19 protein-coding genes and 1 pseudogene are annotated in these 24,085 nt (G+C 72.4%); 7 read left to right on the top strand and 13 right to left on the bottom strand.

The window, feature by feature from the left end:
• Positions 1–4: 4 nt before the first annotated feature.
• From WME83_RS21515 to WME83_RS21500, 4 genes are all read right to left on the bottom strand, one after another.
• Complete coding sequence (locus tag WME83_RS21515) at positions 5–1,450, bottom strand: TfuA-like protein (protein ID WP_437321166.1); 1,446 nt, start codon at positions 1,448–1,450, stop codon at positions 5–7.
• Entirely contained in the window at positions 1,447–2,727 is a 1,281-nt protein-coding gene (locus WME83_RS21510) for a YcaO-like family protein (RefSeq protein WP_437321165.1), read from the bottom strand. Before WME83_RS21510 ends, WME83_RS21515 begins: the two co-directional genes overlap by 4 nt.
• Complete coding sequence (locus WME83_RS21505; RefSeq protein WP_437321164.1) at positions 2,724–3,242, bottom strand: hypothetical protein; 519 nt, start codon at positions 3,240–3,242, stop codon at positions 2,724–2,726. The genes WME83_RS21510 and WME83_RS21505 overlap by 4 nt, the downstream gene beginning before the upstream one ends.
• Positions 3,243–3,345: 103 nt before the next feature.
• Positions 3,346–3,567 carry a hypothetical protein gene (locus WME83_RS21500; protein WP_437321163.1) on the bottom strand — a complete coding sequence of 74 codons (222 nt, stop codon included), beginning with the start codon at positions 3,565–3,567 and terminating at the stop codon, positions 3,346–3,348.
• 319 nt (positions 3,568–3,886) lie between these two features.
• Between WME83_RS21500 and WME83_RS21495 the strand changes: the two genes are divergently transcribed.
• The 5 genes and pseudogenes from WME83_RS21495 to WME83_RS21475 all read left to right on the top strand — a co-directional run bounded on the left by WME83_RS21495 (position 3,887) and on the right by WME83_RS21475 (position 12,648).
• Complete coding sequence (locus WME83_RS21495) at positions 3,887–4,912, top strand: STAS domain-containing protein (protein ID WP_437321162.1); 1,026 nt, start codon at positions 3,887–3,889, stop codon at positions 4,910–4,912.
• Between the two features lie 109 nt (positions 4,913–5,021).
• On the top strand, positions 5,022–6,005 hold the full coding sequence (gene gnd / locus WME83_RS21490; protein WP_437321161.1) for a phosphogluconate dehydrogenase (NAD(+)-dependent, decarboxylating): 984 nt from the start codon (positions 5,022–5,024) through the stop codon (positions 6,003–6,005).
• A gap of 200 nt (positions 6,006–6,205) precedes the next feature.
• Complete coding sequence (locus WME83_RS21485) at positions 6,206–10,075, top strand: RHS repeat-associated core domain-containing protein (protein ID WP_437321160.1); 3,870 nt, start codon at positions 6,206–6,208, stop codon at positions 10,073–10,075.
• A pseudogene (locus tag WME83_RS21480) lies at positions 9,985–10,506 on the top strand (AAA family ATPase); the annotation flags it as partial. The gene WME83_RS21485 and the pseudogene WME83_RS21480, both read left to right, overlap by 91 nt.
• Before the next feature lie 1,479 nt (positions 10,507–11,985).
• On the top strand, positions 11,986–12,648 hold the full coding sequence (locus WME83_RS21475; protein WP_437322158.1) for a hypothetical protein: 663 nt from the start codon (positions 11,986–11,988) through the stop codon (positions 12,646–12,648).
• A gap of 3 nt (positions 12,649–12,651) precedes the next feature.
• On the opposite strand, the gene WME83_RS21470 is transcribed toward WME83_RS21475, so the two are convergent.
• On the bottom strand, positions 12,652–14,550 hold the full coding sequence (locus WME83_RS21470) for an inositol monophosphatase family protein (protein WP_437321159.1): 1,899 nt from the start codon (positions 14,548–14,550) through the stop codon (positions 12,652–12,654).
• Positions 14,551–14,579: 29 nt separating this feature from the next.
• Positions 14,580–14,897 carry a LysR family transcriptional regulator gene (locus tag WME83_RS21465; RefSeq protein WP_437321158.1) on the bottom strand — a complete coding sequence of 106 codons (318 nt, stop codon included), beginning with the start codon at positions 14,895–14,897 and terminating at the stop codon, positions 14,580–14,582.
• A gap of 104 nt (positions 14,898–15,001) precedes the next feature.
• Here WME83_RS21465 and map point away from each other — a divergent pair, with 104 nt between their 5' ends.
• Entirely contained in the window at positions 15,002–15,751 is a 750-nt protein-coding gene (gene map / locus WME83_RS21460; protein WP_437321157.1) for a type I methionyl aminopeptidase, read from the top strand.
• A 54-nt stretch (positions 15,752–15,805) separates the two neighbouring features.
• Here the strand turns inward: map and WME83_RS21455 are convergent, their stop codons facing one another.
• Positions 15,806–16,297 carry a hotdog fold domain-containing protein gene (locus tag WME83_RS21455; protein ID WP_437321156.1) on the bottom strand — a complete coding sequence of 164 codons (492 nt, stop codon included), beginning with the start codon at positions 16,295–16,297 and terminating at the stop codon, positions 15,806–15,808.
• A gap of 74 nt (positions 16,298–16,371) precedes the next feature.
• Complete coding sequence (locus tag WME83_RS21450) at positions 16,372–17,997, bottom strand: protein kinase domain-containing protein (protein WP_437321155.1); 1,626 nt, start codon at positions 17,995–17,997, stop codon at positions 16,372–16,374.
• 151 nt (positions 17,998–18,148) lie between these two features.
• On the opposite strand from WME83_RS21450, the gene WME83_RS21445 reads away from it, so the two are divergent.
• Positions 18,149–19,405 carry a dicarboxylate/amino acid:cation symporter gene (locus WME83_RS21445; RefSeq protein WP_437321154.1) on the top strand — a complete coding sequence of 419 codons (1,257 nt, stop codon included), beginning with the start codon at positions 18,149–18,151 and terminating at the stop codon, positions 19,403–19,405.
• 120 nt (positions 19,406–19,525) lie between these two features.
• On the opposite strand, the gene WME83_RS21440 is transcribed toward WME83_RS21445, so the two are convergent.
• From WME83_RS21440 to WME83_RS21420, 5 genes are all read right to left on the bottom strand, one after another.
• A complete protein-coding gene (locus WME83_RS21440) occupies positions 19,526–19,942 on the bottom strand; it encodes a hypothetical protein (protein ID WP_437321153.1) in 417 nt (138 codons plus the stop codon).
• A 536-nt stretch (positions 19,943–20,478) separates the two neighbouring features.
• Entirely contained in the window at positions 20,479–20,799 is a 321-nt protein-coding gene (locus WME83_RS21435; protein WP_437321152.1) for a hypothetical protein, read from the bottom strand.
• A gap of 195 nt (positions 20,800–20,994) precedes the next feature.
• The gene (locus WME83_RS21430) at positions 20,995–21,396 is read right to left on the bottom strand and encodes an SPW repeat domain-containing protein (protein WP_437321151.1); all 402 of its coding nucleotides are present in this window, start codon (positions 21,394–21,396) and stop codon (positions 20,995–20,997) included.
• Positions 21,397–21,824: 428 nt separating this feature from the next.
• On the bottom strand, positions 21,825–22,919 hold the full coding sequence (locus WME83_RS21425; RefSeq protein WP_437321150.1) for an alpha/beta fold hydrolase: 1,095 nt from the start codon (positions 22,917–22,919) through the stop codon (positions 21,825–21,827).
• A gap of 109 nt (positions 22,920–23,028) precedes the next feature.
• On the bottom strand, positions 23,029–24,060 hold the full coding sequence (locus tag WME83_RS21420; protein ID WP_437321149.1) for a M23 family metallopeptidase: 1,032 nt from the start codon (positions 24,058–24,060) through the stop codon (positions 23,029–23,031).
• Positions 24,061–24,085: the final 25 nt, after the last annotated feature.

The raw sequence follows: 24,085 nt of genomic DNA, 5'->3' as shown, positions 1-24,085 counted from the left end.
CCCGTCACCCGCGGGCCGGCGGCCGCCCGCGCCGCCGGTGCTCGTGCTCGCGGGCGAGGACGAGCAGCAGCTCGTCCTGGTCGTCGAGCCCCAGCGAGGCCGCGTAGCCGTCGAGGTGCGGCGGGACGGGGCGGCCGGCGACCTCGCCGAAGTACCAGTCGAGGAGCGCCTGCCGCGTGAGGCCGAGGTCCTCGAGCGCGGGCGCCTCGACGCCGGCCGCGGAGAGGACCTCCTGCTTCTCGAGCGCCCGCGCGGCGAGCTCGGCGTAGCGGCCCGTCATGCGCAGCTGATCGACGAGGAGGCGCTCCACCTCGATCCCGAACACGGCCTGCGCCCAGCGCAGGCGCGCCTCCCGCTGGACGAGCAGGGTGAGGCCCTCGACGTCGAGCGCCTGCTCGGCGAGCCACGCGCGCGTGCTCTCCGAGGTGAGCAGGCCCCGCTCCCGCCGGATCTGCGCGAGGATCTCCTCGAACAGCTCGACCGGGACCTCGACCCCGTGGCGCCGCGCCTCGCTCAGGGCGAGCGCCCGCGCGAGGGCGCCGTGCACGGCGTGCGCGTAGGGCAGCGGGCCTTCGAGCCGGAGCTCGTCGAGGAGGAGCTCCGGCTGCACGGCGCCCTCGGCGCGCCGCGATCGCGCGCCGGCCGGGCCGCTGCCGGGGCGCGCCTCGGGCGCTCCGCCGGCGCCGGCGCGGGCGCCCTGCCCCGGGGCCACGCTGCCGCGGCCGGCGCGCCGGCACGCCTGGTCCCAGACGTCGGTGTAGGCGAAATGGTACGCCACCCGGAGCGGGCCGGCGTCGCGCGCGCGCCGCGCCGCGATCGCCTCCAGCATCGCGACGGCGTCGCGCCGCTTCTGGTCCACGCGGCCGTCCGGCACGAAGCGGCGGAGGGCGTCGAGCTCCTCGGGGCTCGCGCCCGCGGCGGCGCCCTCCGCGAGCAGCCGCGCGAAGCTGCGCTGCGCGTAGAACGTGCGCTTGGCCAGCGCGACGAGCGCGGCGGCGGTCTCCTGCCGGAGGACCGACGCCGCGACGGCCGCGTCCAGCGTGGCGCGGATGTTCACCATGGCGTCGGAGAGCGGCCGGTAGCCGTCCTCGGCGGGGGCGTGCGCGATCGCGACCTCGTCGTCGTCGGTGAGCGCGCCGCTCCGGAACGCCTCGAACACGGCGCCGACGCCGGCCATGCCGAACGGGTGGAGCTCGGCGGCCCGCAGCGCGCCCATGCTGGCGCTGCCGAAGACGTGGACCCCGTGCGCCATCGCCCAGAGGATCTCCTTGTGCCAGACCGAGGGGAGGCGCTCGAAGTAGCCGTCGATGATCCCGATGGCCCAGGGCTTCTCCTGCGAGGCCCGGTACACGTCGCCCTGCGCGACCGGCGGCAGGAACACGGCGCCGTCGAGCAGCGCGGCGCCGTCCGCGGCCGAGAGCGTGGGGCCGGTGAAGACGATGACGCTCACGCGGTGGCCGCGCTCCTCGCCGCGCGCTCGGAGAGGCGCGCCCGGGCGCGGGGCCCAGGGACGAAGCCGGGCACGTCGTCGATCGACTCGAGGCCGGGGAGGATGACCCGCACGACGGAGACGCCGAGCCCGGGCTTGCTCAGGTCGACGACGACGGCGCGCTCGACGCCGGCGCGCCGGAGGCACGCGAGCTCCAGGGCGACGTCGTCCTCGAAGGTCTCGCCCTCGAGCGACGGGACGTCGCGGAAATCGCGGAGCGGGCCGCGGACGCCCGCGATCTGCTCGCGGGCGCGCTGGATGGCGTCCGGGTGGCGCGCCCGCTCGAAGCGATCGCGGTCGCCGTCGTCGCGGGAGCCGGCGATGAAGGTGAGCCGGCTCTGCGCCGCCTCGGTGAGCGCCCGCTGCAGCGCGACGCTCCGGCTCGGGTGGCAGCCCATCCCCTCGGTGGCGTAGAGGCGGCGGAACGGATCGGGCGCGCGATCGACGATCAGGCACAGGAACGCGGGCAGGCCGACGTCGGTCGTGGTCTCCCAGACGCCGACGGCGACGCCGGCCGCCTCGTACAGGTCGAGGACGCGGCGGCACCCGGGGTCGTCGACCGTGGCGAGGTCGAGCCGGCAGCCGGGGATCTCGGCCTCGCCGCCGGCGCGGAAGAGCGTGGTGGCGTCGCGCTCGACGACCTCGCAGATGCCGTGGCTCACCGCCTCGAGCAGGTGGTTGCCGGAGGCGAGGCCGTTCGAGCTCATCACGAACGATCCGCTGCCCGCCGGCAGCGGCAGGGTGTAGTTCGTGTGGACCATCTCGTAGGGGACCCACACGGCCTCGTCGCGGAGGAGATCGCGCCCCTCGATCCAGAGCACCCGGTGGTGCTCGCGGGAGGCGCCGACCGACAGGCGCGGCAGCGCGGCGACGTCGACGACGGCGGCGGTCCGGGCGAGATCCCGGTAGCTCGCGAGCCGGAGCGGCAGGTCGATGTGCTCGGCGTGGTACGACTCGATCGACTCCATGAGGCCGGAGGCCCGCGCCGCGTCGAGCGTGAGCCCCTTGCCCTGCGAGACCGCGAGCGAGGCGGCGTTGGGCCGGCAGACCATGACGACCGGCAGGCCGATGACGTCGAGGCCGGTGACGTCGGCCACCCGGGTGATGCCGAACGCGGCCAGGTGGGGCGCGACGCGGGCGATCGTGTCGGCCGGCGGGACGAGCCGGTGGGTGCCCTCCCGGAACCCCTTCGCGGCGCGGGCGCCGGCCCGCTCCGCCGAGGGGCCCGCGGCGCTCACTGGCCCTTGTCGCCCGCGACGAGGTGCTTGACGGCGGCCTTCGCGTCCTTGACGCTCTGCTCCGCGGCGTCGACCGTGCGGGTGGCCGCGGCCACGGCCTCGCCGGGGTCGCCGAGCTCGCGGGCCAGCGCGGCCGCCGTGGCGTGGGTCGCCGCCTGGTCGGCCCACTCGGAGGCTGCCAGGAGGTCCTGGATGGGATCCGGCCCCTCCTCTTTCCACGTCGGGGGCTCGAACGGGGTCACCCTGCGCAGGCTCGCGAGGTTGACCAGGTAGCACGCCTGGTTGCCGGGCCGAGGCCGGATCCAGCCCAGCGCGACGCCCTGCCGGAGGAGCTCCATCGCGCGGTCGTAGCAGTGGCCGCAGTTCTCGGCGGTCAGCTCGTTCTCGGGCCGGATGTAGTCCTCGCGGCGCAGGTAGTAGAGCTTGCCGTTGTCCGCCGCGAGGATGACGTCCTCGTACTTGTGACCTCCGCGAGGCGACTTCGGACAACGCTCTCCATGCTCTTGGTCGGCCATGTGAACTCCTTGTTCGACAGCGCGTCGGGAGACCGGCCGTGCATATCACGCGGGCGCGACGGCTTTCAACGTCCGGGCGCCCGGCGGGGCGGGAGGCGCGGGATCAGGCGATGCCCATGGGCGCGCCGCCCTCGGCCACGAACCGATCGGCGATGTCCACGAGGAGCGCGTCGGTGGCGGGCTTGCTCTTCACGGTGACCTGCGTCTCGTCGGGCAGGAGCACGAACGAGCCGACCACCTTGCCGTCGAGCCGCACCTCGTGGCTCCCTCCGGGCGGAGCGGGGGCGACCTCATAGACCTTGCCGTCGCGTGCCTTGATCTTCATCCCTTACCGGTAGCACGGGGCGGCCGCGCGCGGCGTCCAGCGCGCCGCGGCGTGCGAGCGCGGCAGCCCTTCCCGCCGCCGCCGGGCGAGAGACCCTCCACCGCGGGCGGATTGCGCGGTAGGATGCGGCGCGCCGAGCGCGAGGAGTGTGCACCGTGCCGAGATTTCGATCTGGTCCTGATCCCGTCGCTTGCATCGGCGAGGCGGGGCTCCGCGCGGAAGCGACCCGGGGGAGCGTCGTGGCGGCGGCCTCCTCGCAGCGCCCAGAACCACGGACCGACGCCGCGGGTCCCCCGCTCGACGCCGATTGCTGATGGCGATGCCAGACTCTGGCCAGCCCCAGGAGGCCGGCGGCGGCGGGTGGATCATCCTCGGCGTCCTGAACGAGATCCTCCTCAAGCTTGCGAACCAGGCGGATCTGCGGTCGCTCTGGGAGGAGGTCTGCTCGAGCGCGCGCTGGATCGTCCCGTCCCAGCGGCTCTGCGTCGTGCTCAGCAACGACGGCGGCGGCGCGCGGATCGCGGCGCGGTACGAGCGCGGCAACTTCGAGTACGGCGCGCCCGAGGGCGGCGGCGTCGTCGTGGACGCGTGGATGGTCGCGGCGCTGGAGGCGCAGCGCGCCGCGTGGTTCAAGGGGCCCTGGACCGAGGCGCGGGAGGCGGATCAGGCGCGCGCGTGGCTCCTCGCGGAGGACCCGGACGTCGTCTTTCACGTGCCGATCCAGGTCTACAAGAAGACCATCGGCACGATGCTCTTCGCCCTGGAGGACCAGCGCCAGATCGACCGGAAGGCGCTGGCGAGCGCGACCACGTACGCGCTCTACGTCGGCGCCACGTACACGATGCTCAAGAACTCGCTCGACCTCGCCGCCGCGAGCGCGCAGCTGCGCGAGCAGAACGAGGAGCTCGAGCGCGTCCAGATCGAGCTCCGGCGGCAGCTCGACCGGGTGCGCGCGCAGCACGAGGCGATGCTCGAGATGTCGACGCCGATCATCCAGGTGTGGGACAGCGTGCTCACGCTGCCGGTGATCGGCACGGTCGACGGCGCGCGCGCGGCGCGGATGATGGAAGAGGTGCTAGCCGCGGTCGTCCAGCACGGCGCCCGCTTCATGATCGTGGACCTCACCGGCGCGCAGGCGACCGATGCCTCGACGATCGAGCACCTCCTCAGGATCTTCGCGGCGACGAGGCTGCTCGGCAGCCAGTGCATCGTCTCCGGCGTCCCGGCGGCGATGGTCGGGCGCATCCTGGAGGTCGGCGGCAGCCTGGAGGGGCTCCCGGTGTTCAGCACGCTGAGGAGCGCGCTCGAGCACGTGATGGGCGCCCTCCGGCAGAGGCCGCGGTAGGCCGCCCGCGGGCGCCCGGGAGCGGCGGCCGGACGCGGGCGCGGCGCCGGCGGCGCGCTTCGCGGCGCGCCCTGTGATACGCCCGCGGGCGCAGACAGGAGCGTGACAGATGAAGCTCGCAATGATCGGACTCGGCAGGATGGGCGCCAACATGGCGCGCCGGCTCATGCGCGGCGGCCACGAGGTCGTGGCGTTCGATCTGAACCAGGACAGCGTGAGGCAGCTCGGCGCGGAGGGCGCGACGACGGCCTCGTCGCTCGGCGAGGTGGTGGCGCAGCTCGCGTCGCCGCGCGTGGTCTGGGTCATGCTCCCGGCGGGCGCCCCGACCGAGCACGTGGTCCAGGAGCTCGGCGAGAAGCTCGGCGCGGGCGACGTGATCATCGACGGGGGCAACACCTACTTCAAGGACGACGTCCGCCGCGCCAGGGCGCTCGCCCCGAAGGGCATCCGCTACGTCGACGTGGGGACGAGCGGCGGCGTGTGGGGGATCGAGCGCGGTTATTGCCTCATGGTCGGCGGCGCGCCCGAGACGTTCGCGCTGGTGGAGCCGATCTTGCGGACGCTCGCGCCCGGGCCGGGGGACATCCCGCGCACGCCGGGCCGGCGCGAGGCGCAGAGCACGGCGGAAGAGGGCTTCCTCCACTGCGGCCCGGTCGGCGCCGGCCACTTCGTGAAGATGGTCCACAACGGGATCGAGTACGGCCTCATGCAGGCGTACGCGGAGGGGTTCGACATCCTGAAGAACGCGGGGACCGAGCGGCTGCCCGAGGAGCACCGGTACGCGCTCGACCTCGGCGAGATCGCCGAGGTCTGGCGGCGGGGGAGCGTGGTGGGCTCGTGGCTGCTCGACCTCACCGCGATCGCCCTGACCGAGAGCCCGGAGCTCGCCGGGTACAGCGGCTTCGTGCAGGACTCCGGCGAGGGGCGCTGGACCGTGATGGCGGCGATCGAGGAGGCGGTGCCCGCCGAGGTGCTCTCGTCGGCGCTCTATGCGCGCTTCCGCTCGCGGCACGATCACACGTTCGCCGAGAAGGTGCTGTCGGCGATGCGCCACAAGTTCGGCGGGCACCTGGAGCGGCCGACGGGGGGCTGAGCGGGGCGAGGAGGGAGCCGGCGAGGGGCAGCTCGGGCGCCGTCGCGCCGCGCTGGCGGTGGCGCCGGGACACCCTGCGGAGGCGCGCTCGCCTTCAACGCGGCGGGGGTCGCGGGGATTGACGGCGGCAACCGACCTCCGGCAGCGTTTCCTTCATGGCTCGCACCGCCCCTGTCCCCAACATCCCGGCGATTCCTGGCATGAACCCAGGCGTATTTGTCATGGGCGGAGGCGCCGTCGGCGGTGGGCGTGGCGGAGCCTCAGGCCGGGGCAAGGCGCGAGGACAGGGGGCCGGCGGCAAGAACGGCGGCGACAAGGCGAAAGGCGGAGGAAAAAGTGCGTGCGGCGCCGGCAAAGACGGCGGCGGCTGCCCGAACCACCACGGCGGCCGCGGCAGCGGAAAGGTCGCCCAGGGCGAGCCGGTCGACGTCGTCACCGGACGGGTGTTCACCGTCCCCGCGGCGGACGTCGATCTCCCGGGCCCCCTGCCCCTCGAGATCGTCCGATCGTACGGCAGCCAGGCGCGTGAGCGGGACATCGGCCTCGGCTTTGGATGGAGCCACAGCCTCGCATGGGCGGTCGAGCTGCGCCGGCGGAGCACCGTCGTCGTCACGGCCGACGGCATCGAGGAGGAATTCGGGCTCGTTTCGCGGGACGCCGGCGTCATCGGCCCGCATGGCTGGGTGCTCCACAGGGAGGGCAACGGCTTCTCGCTCGATTTTCCCGACGGAGACCGCCTGCTGTTCGAGCCGGATCCGGGCGATCGGACTCAGCATCGCTTCCGCCTCGCTGCGCAGGTCGATACGTTCAACAACCGGATCGTCCTCGCCTATGTCGAAGGACGCCTGGCCCAGGTCACCGACAGCGCCGGCCGCGTCCTGCGGCTTCGACCGGCGTCCGCAGGGCGCATCGGCCAGATCGAGTTCGTGAGCCGCGCACCCGGGGGGCGCTCGGTCGTGTTCGCGCGCTACCAGTACGACAAGGCAGGCGACCTCGTGGCAGTGACCGACGCGGACGGGCACACCACGAAGTATGGCTATGACGGCGAGCACCGGCTGGTCTGGCAGCAGAGGCCGACCGGGCTCACGTTCCACTACCGGTACGACGCCGCCGGACGGTGCATCGAGACATGGGCAGACTACCCCGGCGCGGTCGACCCGTGCCTCGCCGCGTCGGTCCCGGCGCTGCTGTCGGACGGCAAGACGCCAGCGAAGGGCATGCACCACGTTCGGCTCGACTTCCATCCCGACGGCTACTCCGAGGCGACCGACTCGGTCACGTTTCACCGTTACTTCGGCAACGAGCACGGGAAGGTCGACAAGGCCGTATCGGCCGGGAGCGTGTATACGCGCACGTACGACGAGCGGGGCCACCTGCTCTCGTTCACCGATCCGCTCGGAGCGACGACCCGCTGGACGCGCGATATCTTCGGCAACGAGACGCGCATCGTCGACCCTCTCGGGAACGAGACGGTGATCGAGCGACTGCCGAGCGGCGATATCCGCAAGATCATCGATCCGGAAGGTGGCGTGACGGACGTCACGTACGCCGAGCGCGCCATCTTCTGGACCGATCCGATCGGCGCGACCTTCGAGGTCCGCTTCGACGCTCGCGGTCTCATGGAGGCGACCGTGGCCCCGACGGGCCATCAGACGCATTACCGGTACGACGAGCACGGCAACCTCGTCGAGGTGATCCGCGCCTCCGGCGCGCGCTGGACGGCCGCGTACGACGAGCTGGGGCGGCGGACGGCGGAGCGCGACGAGGGAGGAGGCGTGACCGAGTACTCCTACAGCGACAAGGGGCTGCTCCTCGCGGTGCGCGAGCCGAGCGGCGCTGTCACGCGTTACGAGTACGACGGCGACGAGAACCTCACCTGCGTGACGGACGCCGAGGGCCGAACGACCCGCCTCGTGCGCGGAGGCACCGGCTCGCTGGCGGACGCCATCCTGCCGGACGGGAGCGTCCTTCAGCTCCGGTACGACCGGGAGGAGCGTCTCGTCGAGATCCGCAACGGGAACGGAGAGGTGTACTCGATCGAGATCGGCGCCCTCGGCCTCCCGATCGCGGAGAGGACGTTCGATGGCCGGGAGATCCGCTATCAGCGCGACGCGCTCGGGCGCGTCCTCCTGATCCGCCGTGGCAGCGAGTCAACAGAGCTCGAGCGCGACCTCGCCGGGCGCGTGGTGAAAAAGATCTACGACGACGGGGCCGAGGAGCATTTCGCTTACAACGGACGTGGCGAGGTGATCCTGGCAGAGGGGAGCGGGTGCACGGTCGAGCTTCGACGCAACGCGGTCGGATGGGTGATCGGGGAGAAGCAGGTCGTCGATGGCAAGACGTTCCAAGTCGAGGTGACCTGCGATCGGGTCGGGACTGCGCTTCGGAGGGCGACGTCCCGAGGTCATGTGGTGGAATGGGCCTTTGATGAGGCCGGGCGCCGCACGCGTACACGGCTCGACGGCCGCGACGAGGTCGTCTCGCGCCACGACGAACGGGGGCTCACGGTCGAGACCCTCCTGCCGGGTGGAGGCCGCATCGAAGCGCGGCATGACGCGATCGGCAGGCTCGTTGCTCGGCGGGTGCTGTCGTCATCCGGCCCGATCGCCGTGCGGCCAGGCGAGCCGGCGTGGGTCGGACCTCGGGGGGCGAACGTGACCGTGGAGCAGGCGTTCCAATATACCTCGGCGGGGCACCTCGCAGCCGTGTGGGATGCGCGTTTTGGACACAGGCGATTCGAGCATGACGCGCTCGGTCAGCTCCTGGCCGTGATCCCCGAGGCGGCGCGCGATGGGCTCGCGAGCAGGCGGACCCCTGGCGCCGAGCTCTTCGGCTACGATGCCGCCGGCAACCTCCATGAGCGAGGGGAAGGGGCGGAGGAGCGCCGCTATGGGCAAGGCGGGCGGCTGGAGATCAAGGGCTCCACCTGCTTCCGCTACGACGATCAGGGCCGGCTGATCGAGAAGAGGGCGCGAGGCGCCGCCGGGGACGAGCGCGTGACGCGTTATGCATGGTCGGCGAGCGGAATGCTCACGAAGGTCGAGGGGCCAGACGGGACGACGGTCGAGCTCACGTACGACGCGTTCGCGCGTAGGATGAAGAAGACCGTGCGGAAGCAGGAAGAGAACGGTGAGGTGCGCCTCCTGCGCACGACGCGCTTCTGCTGGGACGCGATGACCCTCGCGCACGAGATCGCGTCGACCCCGGAGGGGGAGAGCGAGGAGCGTACCTACTGTTTCGATGAGAGCGGTGCTCCGTGGGCTCACCGCGACACGGGGCATACCGGAGAGGGCCCGGTCGTGGGGCCATGGCTCTTCTACTTGAACGAAGCCATGACGGGCTTTCCGGAGCGCCTCGTCGACGGGAAAGGTGAGGTCGCGGCCGAGCTGTTCCGCACGGCTTGGGGGAAGGTGACGTCCGAAGCCGGAAGCCGCGCCCCGACACCGGTGCGCTTTCTGGGGCAGTACGAGGATGTGGAGACGGGGCTCTTCTACAACAGGCACCGCTACTATGATCCTGATCTCGGGAGGTACATCTCGCCCGATCCCGCGGAGATCGACGGCGAGCTGAACGCCTACTGGTACGCGCGCAACCAGCCGTGGACCATCGTCGATCCCGACGGGCTCATCTATTCCCGCATCCTCGACAGGGACGGCAACGTCCTTACGTACGTGGATGAAGACGGTAATACGAAGCCGTACGTGGGAAGGAACCCCAGCGAGGGAGGCAAGATCACGCCCTCCTCTCACATCAGCGACAAGCCGTGCGCCGAGGCGCAGGTCCTGACGGTGATGGGGGAGAACATTCGAAGAGACGTGATGAAAGAGCAGAAGAAGGTGCGCGTCCAGGATCGCATGACCCCCGATCAGGTCAACGCCGAGGTGAACCGGCGCATTAAAAAGAAGTTCCAGGACGAAGACCTCTCGATCGAGACGTACGACAGCGCGAAGATGCGGAAGCGGGTCGACCCGTGCGAGAAATGCGGAGCGATGTTCGAAAGGCTCGGCATCTCGGAGCACGTCGTCGGGGCGAAGGGCAAGAAGGGCCAGTACGGCGTCTACAGGGCCTAGGACAGCAGGGCGAGCGTCTCGGACCCGAGGTGCGAATGCATCGGAAGGAACAGGAAAGATCTGAAGCGGCCGTCTCCTTGACCGAGGGGGAAGAGCGCGCCCGTGAAGCGATCGAGCGATGGCGCGCGGCTCCGGTTCCCGCGTGCGTGCTGCACGGCCCTGCGGGAGCGGGCAAGACGACGCTGTGTGCCCGGCTCGTAGCCGAGGCGCGCGAGCGGGCCGGTGTATGCGCCGCTGTGGCGCAAGCAGGACGAGCGACCCGCCTTGCGTCCGAGCATGAGATCCTCGCGTCGCTCCTGCAGCAGCTCGGCGAAGACGTGCTGCGCCCTCCGCGGGACGTCCTGAAGCTGCGCTCGGATCTCCGGAACCGGCTGGCCAACGGCCAGGATGAGGACGAGCCCGAAGTGCTCCTCGTGCTCGATGGTCTCGACGAGTGCGTCGACTGGCCTCGCGACGCTCGGGAATCGACGCTTCAGGAGCTTGGAAAGCGCGTCCGATGTCTGGTTTCCATCTCCGGCGGCGAGGGCGAAGCGCACGCCTTCAGGGAGCGCCTCGGCTGGAAAGACAGCGATGCGCACCTCGTCGAGGTTGCGCCACCTTCCCTCGCGGTGGCGGCGAGCCGAGGCATTCCGAGCTGGGCAGCAGCAGGGGGAAACGGCGGACCAGAGGCGCTCGCCGCGGAAATCGAGCGTGAGCTCTGGCTCCTTGAAGGAGGAGAGGTGGCGCTGGAGGTGCTCTCCCTGCTGGCTCGTGCGCTTTCGCCGCTCGATCCGGAGGATTTCGCGGAGCTCTGGGACATCGACAACCGTGCCGCGCGCGGTCGTCTGCTGGTGTGCGCACCGTTCTTCGATCGGCTCTTGCGCTGGGGTGGGCCGGCGCACGCGGTGAGTTTCCAGCATGAGGCGCTGCGGGTCGCGTGGGCGCAGAGGAGCGCCGGTCGCAGCGAGGCGATCGATGCGCGCTACTGCGGCGCGATCGCGCGATGCACGGCGGAGTCCTCCCGCCGTCTTCCGGCGTACTTCCGCCGTTATTCGAGCGCGCACCTCGCCCTCGGCGGCGCTCCTGTCGCCTCGATGCTCGCGTTCGCGGAGCCGAGCTGGGTACGCCCTGTCTCCGCCGAGGCGCTCGCCGATGCCCTCGTCGATCTCCGCCGCCTGCGCGATCGTCTCGGAGAGGAGGTGGAGCGTTGCAGGTCCCTCACTCCGAAGCTCGCCGCGGCGCTCGTCCGCTGCGCGACGGCGCAGGGCGCGGCGGCGACGCTGGGAGACGCGGAGCCGTGGGCGAGCCCCGATGCCGACCTCGTGACGCCACGACTCGACGCGGACGCGGCGCGCGCTCTCTCCTTGGTCGCCCTCGCAGCGGAGGTCTCACCGTCCCCCCGAGCCGGGGTCCTCGAGAAAGCGTTCGAGATCGCCGATCGCACGGGCGCGCGGTGGTCGAGCCCCTCGGCGCTGATCGCCGTGGCCGAGGCGGCAGAGGGCGAGCGGCGCATCCGGATCGCGCGCGCCGCGCTGGACATTGCGCGCCGTTCGGACGGGGGGGACGCGCCTCGGGAGCTCGTCGCGGCGGCGGGCTTGCTCCCCGAAGAGGAAGCCCAGGAGATCGCGGCAGAGGCCATCGCGCGCGCTGGAGGGGCGCCGCCCGCGCTCGTGTCTGTCCCGGGAGTGAGCGAGGCTTCCGCCGTCGCGCTGGAGCGAGCTTCGCGTTCCCTGCCCGCGCCCCAGCGGATTCGGGTCCTCGCCCGGCTGCTCGCCGGCCTGCCGGCAGAGGCGAGGACTCGTGCTGTCCAGGAGATCGAGCGGAGCTGGGCCCCCTGGTGCTTCGAGAACGAGGCGGAGGCCGCGGCGGTAGCGCCTTATCTGTCCGAGCCTCTCCTGGAGAGGGCGCTCGAGGAGGTCCCGGTCTGGCCGGTGCACGCTCTCGGCGCGCGGCTGGTATCGCTCGGGCGAGAGGACGAGGCGCGCGCGCTCGTGCTGCGATGGGCGGGGAGCAGCGCCGGGTACCAGGCGGACGCGCTGCTTCGCCTCGGCGAGAGGCTCCCTCCGGGAAGGCGGCCGGAGAAGGAGATAAAGGCCCTCATCGAAGAGCTCGCTCCGGAAGAGCGATGCAATTCGATCAAGGAGCACCCCTCCGCCTCGGTCGCAATCCTGGGGGCGGAAGCGGCTTTACGGATCGTGGAAGACTGTAACGAGCTCTCCGGGAGCTATGTTCGAATCGTGGCGCTGGCACGGCTCGCCCGGGCCCTCCCCGAACCGATGCGCGCCGAGGCTGCCCGACGCGCGGTGCTCGCCTTCGAGGCAGGAGGCGCGGACGCCGACGCGCTCGGCAATCTCTGCGAGGCAGCGCCGTGGATGAGCCCCGCCGACGCGGCACGGCTGCTGTCGACGTGCCTGTTCGACGCGTCGGGGAGCCCGTCGCTGGCCGGTGTCTTCCAGGGATGGGCAAGCCTGACCCAGCTCGCAGGCGTCCTTCGCCGGGCCGGAGGCGAGGAGGCCGTGCTCGCGGCCTCCGATGAGGTGGCGATTGCCGGAAGATGGCTGCACAAGATGGCGATCAGCCAGCGAGATCAATAGATTTTAACCGATATCCCCGGTTTGAAAGCTCTCCGGCAGGTCGGGCTCCTCGGGCTGTGCTCGCTGCCCGGCGGCGAGGAGCGCCTCGGCCACGAGCATCGCGTCGACCGGCCAGAGCTCGGGCGGGCGCCGGTGCTTCGCCCCCGCCTCGGGCAGCGGGCGGCAGGACAGCACGAGCCGCCGGAAGCGATCCGGCACGGCGTCCCGCCCGTGGACCGCGCCGAGCAGCGCGCCGGCGATCGCGGCGTTCGTGTCGGTGTCGCCGCCGGCCATCACCGTGTCGACGAGCCCCTGCTCGAGCGAGGGCGCATGGAGGAGCCGGTAGAAGGCGTTCTGCAGGGCGATGACGACCCAGCCGGCCTGGTGCGAGAAGCTCCGGGGCGGCGCGCGCTGCGCGGCCTCCAGCGCGGCGAGGACCACGCGCTCGCCGCTCCGCTCCGCCTCGGCGCGCGCGGCCGCGAAGGCGCCCTCGACGCCGGCGCCGCCCACGGCGACGGCGATGGCCGCGACGAACGCGCCGGAGGCGGCGCAAGCGACCGGATGCGGGTGCGTGAGCGCGCTGTCGTCGCGCGCCCAGGCCGCGGCCTCCCGCGGGCGGCCCGCGCCGAGGATGCCGAGCGGCGCCGCGCGCATCACCGAGCCGTTCGCCTCGCTGGTCAGGCTCGCGGCCGCCCTCGCGTGGTCGCGGCGCGCGCCGGGCCAGGGCGCGCCCGCGGCGGCGCGGAGCGCGGCCGCGACGGTGTTGCCGATGTCGAACGGGCCGGAGCGGTACCAGTGCACGTACGCGTCGAGCGCGGCGTCAGCGACGAAGCCGCGCTTGCGGACGATCGACCGCGCCAGCATGAGCGCCATCTCGGAGTCGTCGGTCGGCTGCCCGGCGAGGGTGTTCCACGTCCCGCCGTCGACGAGGTCCTGGACCCCGCCCGGATAGAGGAGCTCGATCTGCTCCGCGCTCCGGAACTCGACGAGGGAGCCGAGCGCGTCGCCCGCGAGCTGGCCGAGCAGGCAGCCCTGGGCCCGGGAGAGCGCGCCGGCGCCCTCGAGCAGCAGGCTGCGGGACGGGCGCAGCAGCCCGTACGTCCCCTGCGGCGCCGGGATGCGGCCGTGGATGACGGCGTTCCACGGGCGCCGCGCGAGCTCCTGGACGACCGCGGGGGCGCCGCCGAAGAGGCGGCAGATCTGGCCCTCGCGCTCCGCGGTGTACGCGATGGGCGCGCCGTCGTCGTCGACGAGCTCGCCGCCCGCGGCGCGCACGAGCGCGTGGCCGGCCGCGTAGTCCCAGCAGCGCGGCCGGCTGAGCGAGACCGCGGCGACCCCCTCCCCGACCGCCGCCAGCGCGAGCCGGTAGGCGAGGCTCGGGAGCGAGAGGAACCGCGCGGGCGCGACGCACCGGGCGTTGCGGGCCGGCAGGTAGTCCGCCGACTGCGAGAGCAGCACGACGGAATAGCGATCGAGCGTCGCGCCGGCGAGCGACGACGAGACGGGGGCGCCGTTGCGCCGGATCGGCCCGGCGCCCTCCGCCCAGGCGATGAGGTCGCCGTGGTCGTCGGGGTAGGCGTACGCGAAGACGACGCCGAGCACCGGCGTGCCCTCGCGCAACAGGCCGATCGAGACCGAGGCGCCGCGGTAGCCGTGCAGGAAGGACGCGGTGCCGTCGTTCGGATCGACGACCCAGCGGTGCGACGGGTCCGCGCCGTCCAGGGCGCCGGTCTCCTCCCCGAGGAACGCGTAGGGGGTCGCGCGGGTGAGCGCGTCGCGCAAGAGGCGCTCGACCTCGACGTCGGCCTCGGCGTGCGTCCCGGCGCCGCGGGGGCCGCCGGGGCGATGGAACTCCGCGCGGAGGAGCGAGCCCGCGCGGCGCGCCGCCTCGACCGCGAGCGCGAGCTCAGCGTCGTAACCCATGCCGGTCCCGTGGCTCCACGCGAGGCCGCCTACCCGAGCTCGGAGCGCCGGCACCCGCCGGCGTCGAGCGGTCCTGGCGGGGGCTGGGCGCCGTAGCTGCGGAGGTCGGCGACGGCCGCGTCGACCTGGGCGACGATGGTGCGGGCGTGGTCGAGGAACGCCGCGCCCGCCGGCAGGAGGCGCATGCCGCGCGCGGTGCGCTCGAACAGCTGCGCGCCGAGCTCGTCCTCCAGGCCGCGGATCTGCCGGCTGAGGGGCGGCTGCGCGATGTGGAGCCGGCGCGCGGCGCGGCCGACGTGGCCCTCCTCGGCGACGGCGATGAAGTAACGGATCTGCGACAGGCTCACGCGGCCGATTCTACTCGAACGCCGCGCGGGAGAGGAGCCGCGCGCGGGCGCCCGAGATCAAAACAGTATTGGATGGCCGCGCGCCGCGCGCGCATACGCCTCGCATGAACGTGGACATCCTTCGGCCTCGCGCGTGCGAGGCGATGCGGCGCGCCGGGCGCGCGGCCGCGGCGACCCTGGCCGCTGTCGGGGCGCGGCTCGCGCCCTTCGTGACGACCGCGGACATCGACCGGTGGGTGCGCGAGGACACGGCGCAGCGCGGCGGCCGCCCGAGTCAGCTCGGGTACAAGGGCTTCCCCGCGGCGGTGTGCACGAGCCGGAACCACGTCGTCTGCCACGGCATCCCGCGGCGCGACGAGGTGCTCCAGCCGGGCGACATCCTCAACGTCGACGTGACCACCGAGCTCGACGGCTACCACGGCGACACCTCCGCGACGTTCTTCATCGGGGAGCCGAGCGCCGAGGCGCGGCACGTGGTGGACGTCGCCCGGCGGTGCCGGGACGCGGGGATCGCGGTCGTGCGCGACGGGGCGCGGCTCGGCGACATCGGCGCGGCGATCGAGGAGCTCGCGCGGGCGGAGGGGTGCAGCGTGGTCCGCGAGGTCGGCGGGCACGGCATCGGGCGGAAGATGCACCTGCCGCCGCACGTCGCGCACACGGGCGTGCGCGGGGCCGGCCTGCGGCTCCGCGCCGGGATGGCCATCACGATCGAGCCGATGGTCAACCTGGGATCGCACAACATTCGCACGCTCGACGACGGGTGGACCATCGTCACCGAGGACGGCAGCCTCTCGGCGCAGTTCGAGCACACCGTGCTCGTCACGCGCGACGGCTGCGAGATCCTGACGCTCTGACGCGAGCGGCCGCGCGGCGCGCGGCGCGCGATCGCGCCGGCGGCCCGGGCGCCGTCACACCCCCTTGGTCACCCAGGCCCAGACGAACTCGCACTCCATCGGCGACGCGCCGCCCTCGTCCGTCACGGTGACGGCGACGGCCACGTCCCCCTTCGGCTGGTCGAGGAAGGCCTGCCGCTGCTCGGGGGACAGGGTCGCGACCGCGCGCAGCCCGCCGCGGGCGCGGCGCGTGTAGTCGACCTTCATGCTGCGCAGGAGCGGCAGCTTGTCGTCGGGGAGGTTGACGGCGACGACGAACCCGGTCGCGGTCTCGGCCAGGAGCCCCGCCGCCGCCGCGTGCACGCCGCCGATGTGGTTATGCACCCTGCGGCCGTTGGCGAGCCGCAGCGCCACCCGATCCGGGCCCACCTCCTCGAACTGGATCCCCGCGGTCCCCGTGAACGGCACCATGCGCTGGAACAGCACGGTCTGCGCGCGCGAGCGCAGGAAGGGCGGGAGCACCTGGAGCGGGGCGAGGGCGCGGGCGATGAAGCTCGGCTTGGACATATGCGGCGAGCTTAGCGCATGCCGGCGTCGTCCCGGCGCGAAGCTCAGCGAGCGGGCGGCGCGCGGAGCCCGGGTCAGCGCCGCCGCCGCCGCGCCTTGCTCACCGCGACCTCGGCGTCTTCCTCCGCCTGCTCCGCCTCCTCCGCCCGGGAGCGCGCCGTGTCGGACGCGACGCGGAGCCTGCCCTGCCGCTCCTCGTCCGCCCCCTCGATGCGCTGGCGCCGGGGCGCGGCGGGGCGCGGACCCCTGCCGGCCGCCCGCGCGAGGGCCACCTCGTGCATGCGGCGGTGGTGCTCGCGCCAGAGCTCCATGCGCTCGGCCTCCTCGGCCCAGTCGTCCTCGTGCGCGGTGAACGCGACGAGCGCGTGGATGGCGACGCCGATGCCCCAGCCCAGCGGGATGATCGCCGCCCAGAGCACGACGCCGAGCACGAGGGCGAGCGTGAGGAGCGCCGCGTTGACGATGAGGTAGACGCCGAGGTGCCGGTAGAAGTTGCGGCGCTTGCGCCGGAGCCAGGCGGCGCGCTCGGCGGCGGTCGCCGCGCCGGCCTTCCGCTCCGCATCGCGCGCGCGCAGCGCGCGGCTCGCCTCGCGCACCGCCTCCGGGTCGACGCCCACCTCCTCCGCCGCGGCGAGCAGGTCGTCGAAGCCGAGCCGCGCGTCGCGCGTCGGCGCGCGCGCGGCGCCGGCCTCGCCCGAGGCCTGGCGCTCGATCGCCCGCGCGAGCACGTCGCGGACCTCCTCGGTCGAGAACCGCTGCGCCGCGGTCTCGCCGCCGCGGGGCGCCTCGCTCCCCTTCGCGGCGGGCGCCTGCGCGTGCGGCGCCGGCATCGCGGCGGGCGCCTCGCCCCGCCCGGCCGCCTCGAGCGCGCGCACGAGGTCATCCATCGACGCGAACCGGTCCTCGGGGCGCTTCGACAGCGCGCGCAGCACGACCGCGCTCACCGCGGGCGGCACGGCGGCGGCGTCGAGCGGGGAGCGGTCGGCCTCGTCGGTGAGGATCGAGGCGACGACGGCGAGCATGTCGCCGGCGCCGCGCCAGGGCAGCCGGCCGGTGAGGAGCTCGAACGCGAGCACGCCCCACGCGAACTGGTCCGCGCGCCCGTCGAGCTCCGCGCCGCGGATCTGCTCCGGGGCCATGTAGACGGGCGTCCCGAGCTTGACGCCGAGGGCGGTCAGCGTCGGCAGCGCGGGGGCCTCGGTGGACGCGGTCGGATCGGCGCCGCCGGCGGCGCGGCGCGCGATGCCGAAGTCGAGCACCTTGATCACGCCGTCGTCCCGGACCATCACGTTCTCCGGCTTGATGTCCCGGTGGACGAGCCCCCGCCGGTGCGCCGCGGCGAGCGCGCGGGCGACGTCGGCGAGCCAGCCGACCCGGGTCGGGACCGGCGCCTCGGCGCCGCCGATCGCGCTGCGCAGGGTGCGGCCGTCGACGAGCTCCATCACGATGAACGGCGTCCCATCGAGCTCGCCGACGTCGAAGATCGAGACGGCGTTCGGGTGATCGAGCGCGGCGGCGGCGCGGGCCTCGCGGAGCAGGCGCGCGCCGGCGTCGTGGTCCATGGCGCCGCCCGCGATCACCTTGACGGCGACGCGCCGCCCGAGCCGCGCGTCGTGCGCCCGGTAGACGCAGCCCATCCCCCCTTGCCCGATGGCGGCCTCGATCGTGTAGCGCTCGAACGAATCGCCCGGCTTCAGCATGCCCGGCGGCGAGCGTAGTGGATCCGCGCGGGCTTGGACAGGCGGCCGGCGGCCCTGGCCCACCCGGACGGCGGCCGCTCCGCGGTCGAGGAGGGCGATCGGGGCGCGAACTCCGCGGCTCACGGCGCCGCGGCTTGTGTAAGGTGGCGTCATGTCATCGCATCGAACGATGCTGCTCGGGGTCGCGGTGGGGGCAGCGGGCGGTCTGACGGCGAACGCGGTCGCGGCGGGCTCCCCGGCGCTCACCTGGATCGTCGATCACATCACCTACCCGGTGGGCCAGATCTTCCTGCGCCTGCTGTTCATGCTCGTGCTCCCGATCCTGTTCTCGGCGCTCGTCATGGGCGTCTGCGAGCTCGATCTGAAGCACGTCGGCCGGCTCGGCCTGCGGACGCTGGGCTACACGGCCGTGGTCTCGACCATCGCGGTGCTGATCGGCCTCGTCCTGGTGAACCTGATCCGCCCGGGGGACGGCCTGCCCGAGGCGGTCCGGAGCCTCGCGCACGGCGGCGGGATCAAGGCGGCGACCGCCCCGGTCGACACCTCGCCGGTGGGGATGATCATCGCCATGGTGCCGGACAACGTCATCAAGGCGGCCGCCGGGGGCGACGTGCTCGCCGTGATCACGTTCTCGCTGCTGTTCGGCCTCGCGCTGTCGCTCACCCAGACCGAGGCGGCGGCGCGGCTCCGCGAGGTCATCCAGGGGCTGTTCGACGTCTCGATGCGGCTCATCGAGGGGGTGCTCCGGTTCGCGGCGATCGGCGTGGGCGCGCTGCTCTTCACGATCACGTCCCGCATGGGCATCGGCATCATGCAGCAGCTGGCGGCGTACGTGCTCACGGTGCTGCTCGGCCTCGGGCTGCACATGTTCGTCGTGTACTCGCTCTCGGTGCGCTTCCTCGGCGGGATGTCGCCGGTCGCGTTCTTCCGCGGGAGCCGGACGGCGATCGTGACGGCGTTCTCGACCGCCTCGTCGAACGCGACGCTGCCGACGTCGCTGAAGGTGGCCGAGGAGGAGCTCAAGCTGCCGCCGTCCGTGGCCCGCTTCGTGCTGACCGCCGGCGCCGCGATGAACCAGAACGGGACGGCGCTCTTCGAGGGGGTGACCGTGCTCTTCCTCGCGCAGGTCTACGGCGTGTCGCTGACCTTCGGGCAGCAGGCGATCGTGATGCTCATCTCGGTGCTCGGGGGCATCGGCACCGCGGGCATCCCGGCCGGCTCGCTCCCCGTCATCGCGATGATCCTGGGGCTGCTCGGGATCCCGCCCGAGGGGCTCGGCCTGGTCCTCGGCGTGGATCGGTTCCTCGACATGTGCCGGACCGTGATCAACGTGGTGGGGGATCTGGCCGCCGCGGTGTTCGTATCGCGGGATCAGCACCCGAAGCCGCCGGAGGCGGCCGGGGCGTGACCGGGCGGGGCCGGCGCGCCGCGCCTCGCGGGTGAGGCCTCACGCCAGCACGAAACCCCGATAAGCAGGAGCCAGCGCTCCCGCTTATCGGGGTTTTTGACGTCTGTCTCGATCCCGAGATCAGGCCGCCATCTTCATGCCGGGCATCATCATGCCCATCATGTTCGGCATCATCATGCCGGGCATCATGCCCATCATGTTCGGCATCATCATGCCGGGCATCATGCCCATCATGTTCGGCATCATGCCGCCCATCATCATGTTGGGCATCATGCCCATCATGTTCGGCATCATCATGCCGGGCATCATGCCCATCATGTTCGGCATCATGCCGCCCATCATCCGGCTCATCATCATGTTGGGCATCATGCCCATCATGTCGGACATCATCGGCATCATGCCGCCCATCATGTTCGGCATCATGCCCATCATGCCCATCATGTTGGGCATCATCGGCATCATGCCGCCCATCGGCATCATACCGCTCATCATGTTCGGCATCATCATCGGCATCGAGCTCATTGGCATGGTCATCATGGCTTTCTCTCCGTCAGGTCGTTGCGAGGATTGAGATAACTCCCTGCTCGAATCGGAGCAATATTCAAGGCTTGGAGCGCGACGCTTTCCTCCACGGGAGCGGACAGGGCTTCGAACGGAGCGGATGGATGGACGACCCGAGCGGAGGAGCCTCCACGATAGCGACAGGCGGTCGCCGCCGCCCTGGCCGAACAGGCCGGCAGCGCCAGGCGCCTCTGGCGTTCGCGACAAAACGCTGTGCGCTGGACGAAACGCGTCCGAAACGGGGCACCCCAGAGGCAGCCACGGGAGAGCGACAAGGGGCAAAGCGCCGTGCTCATCGGCCGAGCTCGCCCGATCATGGCTGAGCTCGTCGCGATTGCCTCGCTGCGCTGTAAAGGTGATGTGCGCCCGGTTCTCCTGCTCGGCTGGCCGTAGTCCTGCTCGGCTGGCCGTAGAAGGAGGGGCTGCGGCTCGCGCCGAGCTCGCGGGTGGGGACGGGTGCCGGCGGAGCCGCGCTGCGCCTGGGGCCGCGGTGGGATTGCCGCGGCCTCCTCTCACCGGTGCTCGAGCGTCGCCCCCGTCACGGGATCGCGCAGCAGGATCGGCGCTTCCTCGCCCTCACCGCTCTCCAGCCGCGCGCGCGCCTCCTGGATCGCCTCGTCCACGGCGGCCACGGCGGCCTCCTGCGCGGCCTCCCCTCCCCCCTGCACGCTGCCGCCGAGCTGGGCTGCCCGCCTGTCCTCCTCGGCCCGTCGCGCCCGCTCTCGATGGGCCTCGGTGTCGAGCGCGTCGCTCGTCTCGGCGACGGGCACCGCCCTCAGGCGGTAGTCGCCCACCTGCAGGCCCTCCAGATCCAACGTCTTCCGGTCGCTCATCGCCGCTGTCCTCCCGCCATGCATGAGCTTGCCGCACGTTCGCTCGATCCACCACCGCGCCGCCGACCGCCACCAGGGCGCCGGGTGCGCGAGCGTCGTCGACATCCGCGTTCGCTCTCCGGGAGACAAAAAGGCGCGCGGCCGAGGCTGAGCCCCGGCCGCGGCGCCGATTCGCGAGGAACGCTCACGCCGTCATCACGAGAACGACCGGTGCTCCGAGCGGTAACGCGCGCTGGCCGCCGTCGTCGCGTAGGCCGAACGGTAGTCGGTCAGGAGCCAGACCAGGCCGACGGCCACGCCCGACACGACGAAGAAATTCCTCGCCGCGGACGCCTCATCGAAGTTGAACAGCCAGGGCGCGGCGACGAGGAACACGCCGACCGCAGCCTCGAGCCCTCCGTGCACCGGGAACGGGATGATCTTGGCGGCGCCCAGCGGAAACGCGGTGAGCAGCGTCATGCCGAGGTGCACGGCGCCCAGGATATAGCAGAGCGTCTCCGGGAGACCGCCGAAGCCGAACAGCGACGGAGCCAGCAGGAACAGGGCCGCAACCGCGTAATCGATGTACCCGTGAACTCGAGGCGACAGGATCTTCATGACCGACTCCTTAGCAATCCTATGTTTGGTTTGAGTGCCTTCGTCGGTCTGGCGAGCTGCAAGGCGCATGCCGCTGGGCATGCCCGGCGCGGAGGGCCGCCGCCCACGGCGAGCTCAGCGGACATTCCATCATTCCGCGGCGCCGAGAGGGATTGTCAGCCGGCCTGCGCCGGCGTGCTGCGGCGGCGCTGGGCACCGCGCGCGCCGCGCTCCTGGACTACCGCGCGCCGCTTCTGTCTCACGGCCTGTGCCCTGGAGATCTCGTCCTGTGGCACATTGCCCCGAGATCGCCCACCCGCCACGGGACACGGCACCTCTCGAAGCGTCATGTCCTTGGCAGAGAGGCCGTGTCGTCCTGGCTGTCCAGCGCGCTCGCCCGTTTTTCCGGGCCGGCGCCGCCCCGGGGAGCGCCGGCGTGCGGGGCGCCCTTAAGGAGCTTGCTCGAGGAAGCCCACGAGCGCGTCCCGGTATTTCTCGAACGCCTCGACCTGCGGCAGGTGGCCGACGCCGGGCAGCTCGACCAGCTTGGCGCCCGGGATCGCCTGCGCGGTCTTCTTGCCCAGCGTCGTGTAGTCGCCGAGCGCGTCCGCGGCCTCCTTCGGCGCCCAGGCGCGGCCGAGCGCCGTCCGATCGCGCAGCCCGATGATGAGCAGCGTGGGCGTGCGGAGGCGCGGAAGCTCGTAGACGACGGGCTGGGTGAAGATCATGTCGTACGTGAGCGCGGAGCACCAGGCGACGCGCGGATACTCGGGGTGCTCCGTCCAGCCCGCCAGGATCTCGATCTGGCGCTCGTACTCGGGCTTCCAGGCCCCGTCGTAATAGCTCTTGCGCTGATACTCGCGGATGCTGTCGCGCGTCGCCTCGAGCTCCTGCTTGTACCAGGCGTCGATGGAGCGATACGGGACCACCGTCTTCCAGTCCTCGAGGCCGATGGGGTTCACGAGGACGAGGCGCTCCGTCCGGTCGGCGAACATGAGGGCGAAGCGCGCGGCGAGCATGCCCCCCATCGAGTGGCCGACCACGGCCGGCCGCTGGACGCCGAGGGCGTCGAGCAGCGCGCGCGTCGTCTCGGCCAGCCCGTGGAAGCTGAACTGATAGGCGGCGGGCTTCGTCGATTTGCCGAACCCGATCTGATCGGGCGCGATGACCCGGAAACCCCGCTCGGTGAGCGCGCGGATCGTCGGCTCCCAGGTCGCCGCGGAGAAGTTCTTGCCGTGGAGGAGGAGCACCGCGCGACCGTTCGGCTTCTCGGGCTGCACGTCCATGTACGCCATGCGGAGCTTCTGGCGCTGCGACTCGACCTCGAAGTGCTTGACCGGATAAGGATACGCGTACGACGTGAGCTCCGGGTCGAGGCCGGCCGCCGGCTTCCCCGCGGGCTGCGCGGCGGGCGGCCCTTCGGGGCGCGCGGCCGGCGACCCGGCCGGCCGAGGCTCGACGCGGGCGGCCGGGGCGCAGCCGGACGCCGGGACGAGCGAGAGGAGGAGCGACGCGAGGACGGGGGTGAGCGCGAGCGTTCTCAACAGGGACCTTCCAGGTGGCGTGTCAGGACGACGAGCGATGCTGCGGAGGAGCGGCGCGGCCGCCGCGCGTAGACCGGCGCGAGGCGCCGGCGGCCCGGGGGGCCGGCCGTCACTTCGCGGGCGTGACCAGGAGCTCGGGATCGACGCGCGTCTCGAAGAGGTTCATGCGCCAGTCGAGGTGCGGTCCGTTCGTGCGGCCGGTCATGCCGACGGTCGCGACGACCTGACCTTGCTTGACCTCGTCGTTCACCTTCGCGGCGAAGCCGTGCAGATGGATGAACGTGGAGGTGAGCCCATGGCCATGATCGATGATCATGGTGTGGCCGCTCAGCGGGAGGTCCTTCTCGACGAAGACGACCTTGCCGCAGGCGGGCGCGCGCACCGGCGACCCGACGGGCACCGCGATGTCCACGCCCCAGTGGATGCCGCCGTCCGTGCCGTTGAGCAGGCGCGGCTGGCCCCACCGCGAGGTGATCGGGCCCTTCGACGGCCAGATGAAGCCGTTCTTGTAGCAGTTCTTCTTCGTGTACTTGTTCCGGATGGCGTCGAGCTTCTTCTCGGCCTGCGTGAGCTTCACGCGCGTGGCCATGTCGAGCTTGACCATGTTCTCCGGGAGGTTGTCGACCTTGTCGACCTCGTAGGTGCGCTGCTCCACGTCGAAGAGCTTCTCGAGCACCTGTCCGTCGTCGAACGTGATGGTCAGCTTCTCCTGCGCCGGCGCGTTGCGCGAGAAGGCGATGAGGAACTCCCCCTCATCGCTCACGGTCACGCGGTGGCCGGGGAACGCCATCCGGCGCAGCTTGCCGTTCAGCTTGGCGCGGAGGAGCCCTCCCTGGACGGCGCGCCCCTCCACCGTGAGCCGGCCGTCGTCGGCCGCGGGGGGACCGGCGTCGCCCGCGTCCGCGCTCGCCGCCGCGGCCGCTCCCGTGCCGGCGTCGGCCGGGGTAGGCGCGGCGCCGGCGTCGGCCGCCGCGTCCGCGGTCGCCGGGGCCGGCGCGCTGGCCGAGGCGAGCGGGGCGGCGGAGGCATCCGGCACCGGAGCGGCCGACGCCTGGGCATCCGCGGCGGGCGAGCTCGATGGAGCGCCGCGATCGCAGGCGGCGATGGTGAGCAGGCTTACGACGATGGCGGGAACGCGCATGGCTGAGATCGTGCCAGAATTTGCG

It is taken from the genome of Sorangium sp. So ce385 (assembly GCF_051474135.1).
In the GTDB taxonomy this organism is placed as follows: domain Bacteria; phylum Myxococcota_A; class Polyangia; order Polyangiales; family Polyangiaceae; genus Sorangium; species Sorangium cellulosum_D.
The sequence above is the reverse complement of the archived record's forward strand: the minus strand, read 5'-3'. Positions and strand labels throughout refer to the sequence as shown.

What these genes read in the sequence shown, in the direction of transcription:
- WME83_RS21505 (WP_437321164.1), bottom strand. Translation starts at nt 3,242, where the DNA reads ATGGCCGACCAAGAGCATGGAGAGCGTTGTCCGAAGTCGCCTCGCGGA.
- WME83_RS21500 (WP_437321163.1), bottom strand. Translation starts at nt 3,567, where the DNA reads ATGAAGATCAAGGCACGCGACGGCAAGGTCTATGAGGTCGCCCCCGCT.
- WME83_RS21495 (WP_437321162.1), top strand. Translation starts at nt 3,887, where the DNA reads ATGCCAGACTCTGGCCAGCCCCAGGAGGCCGGCGGCGGCGGGTGGATC.
- gnd (WP_437321161.1), top strand. Translation starts at nt 5,022, where the DNA reads ATGAAGCTCGCAATGATCGGACTCGGCAGGATGGGCGCCAACATGGCG.
- WME83_RS21485 (WP_437321160.1), top strand. Translation starts at nt 6,206, where the DNA reads ATGAACCCAGGCGTATTTGTCATGGGCGGAGGCGCCGTCGGCGGTGGG.
- WME83_RS21470 (WP_437321159.1), bottom strand. Translation starts at nt 14,550, where the DNA reads ATGGGTTACGACGCTGAGCTCGCGCTCGCGGTCGAGGCGGCGCGCCGC.
- map (WP_437321157.1), top strand. Translation starts at nt 15,002, where the DNA reads ATGAACGTGGACATCCTTCGGCCTCGCGCGTGCGAGGCGATGCGGCGC.
- WME83_RS21455 (WP_437321156.1), bottom strand. Translation starts at nt 16,297, where the DNA reads ATGTCCAAGCCGAGCTTCATCGCCCGCGCCCTCGCCCCGCTCCAGGTG.
- WME83_RS21450 (WP_437321155.1), bottom strand. Translation starts at nt 17,997, where the DNA reads ATGCTGAAGCCGGGCGATTCGTTCGAGCGCTACACGATCGAGGCCGCC.
- WME83_RS21445 (WP_437321154.1), top strand. Translation starts at nt 18,149, where the DNA reads ATGTCATCGCATCGAACGATGCTGCTCGGGGTCGCGGTGGGGGCAGCG.
- WME83_RS21440 (WP_437321153.1), bottom strand. Translation starts at nt 19,942, where the DNA reads ATGATGACCATGCCAATGAGCTCGATGCCGATGATGATGCCGAACATG.
- WME83_RS21435 (WP_437321152.1), bottom strand. Translation starts at nt 20,799, where the DNA reads ATGAGCGACCGGAAGACGTTGGATCTGGAGGGCCTGCAGGTGGGCGAC.
- WME83_RS21430 (WP_437321151.1), bottom strand. Translation starts at nt 21,396, where the DNA reads ATGAAGATCCTGTCGCCTCGAGTTCACGGGTACATCGATTACGCGGTT.
- WME83_RS21420 (WP_437321149.1), bottom strand. Translation starts at nt 24,060, where the DNA reads ATGCGCGTTCCCGCCATCGTCGTAAGCCTGCTCACCATCGCCGCCTGC.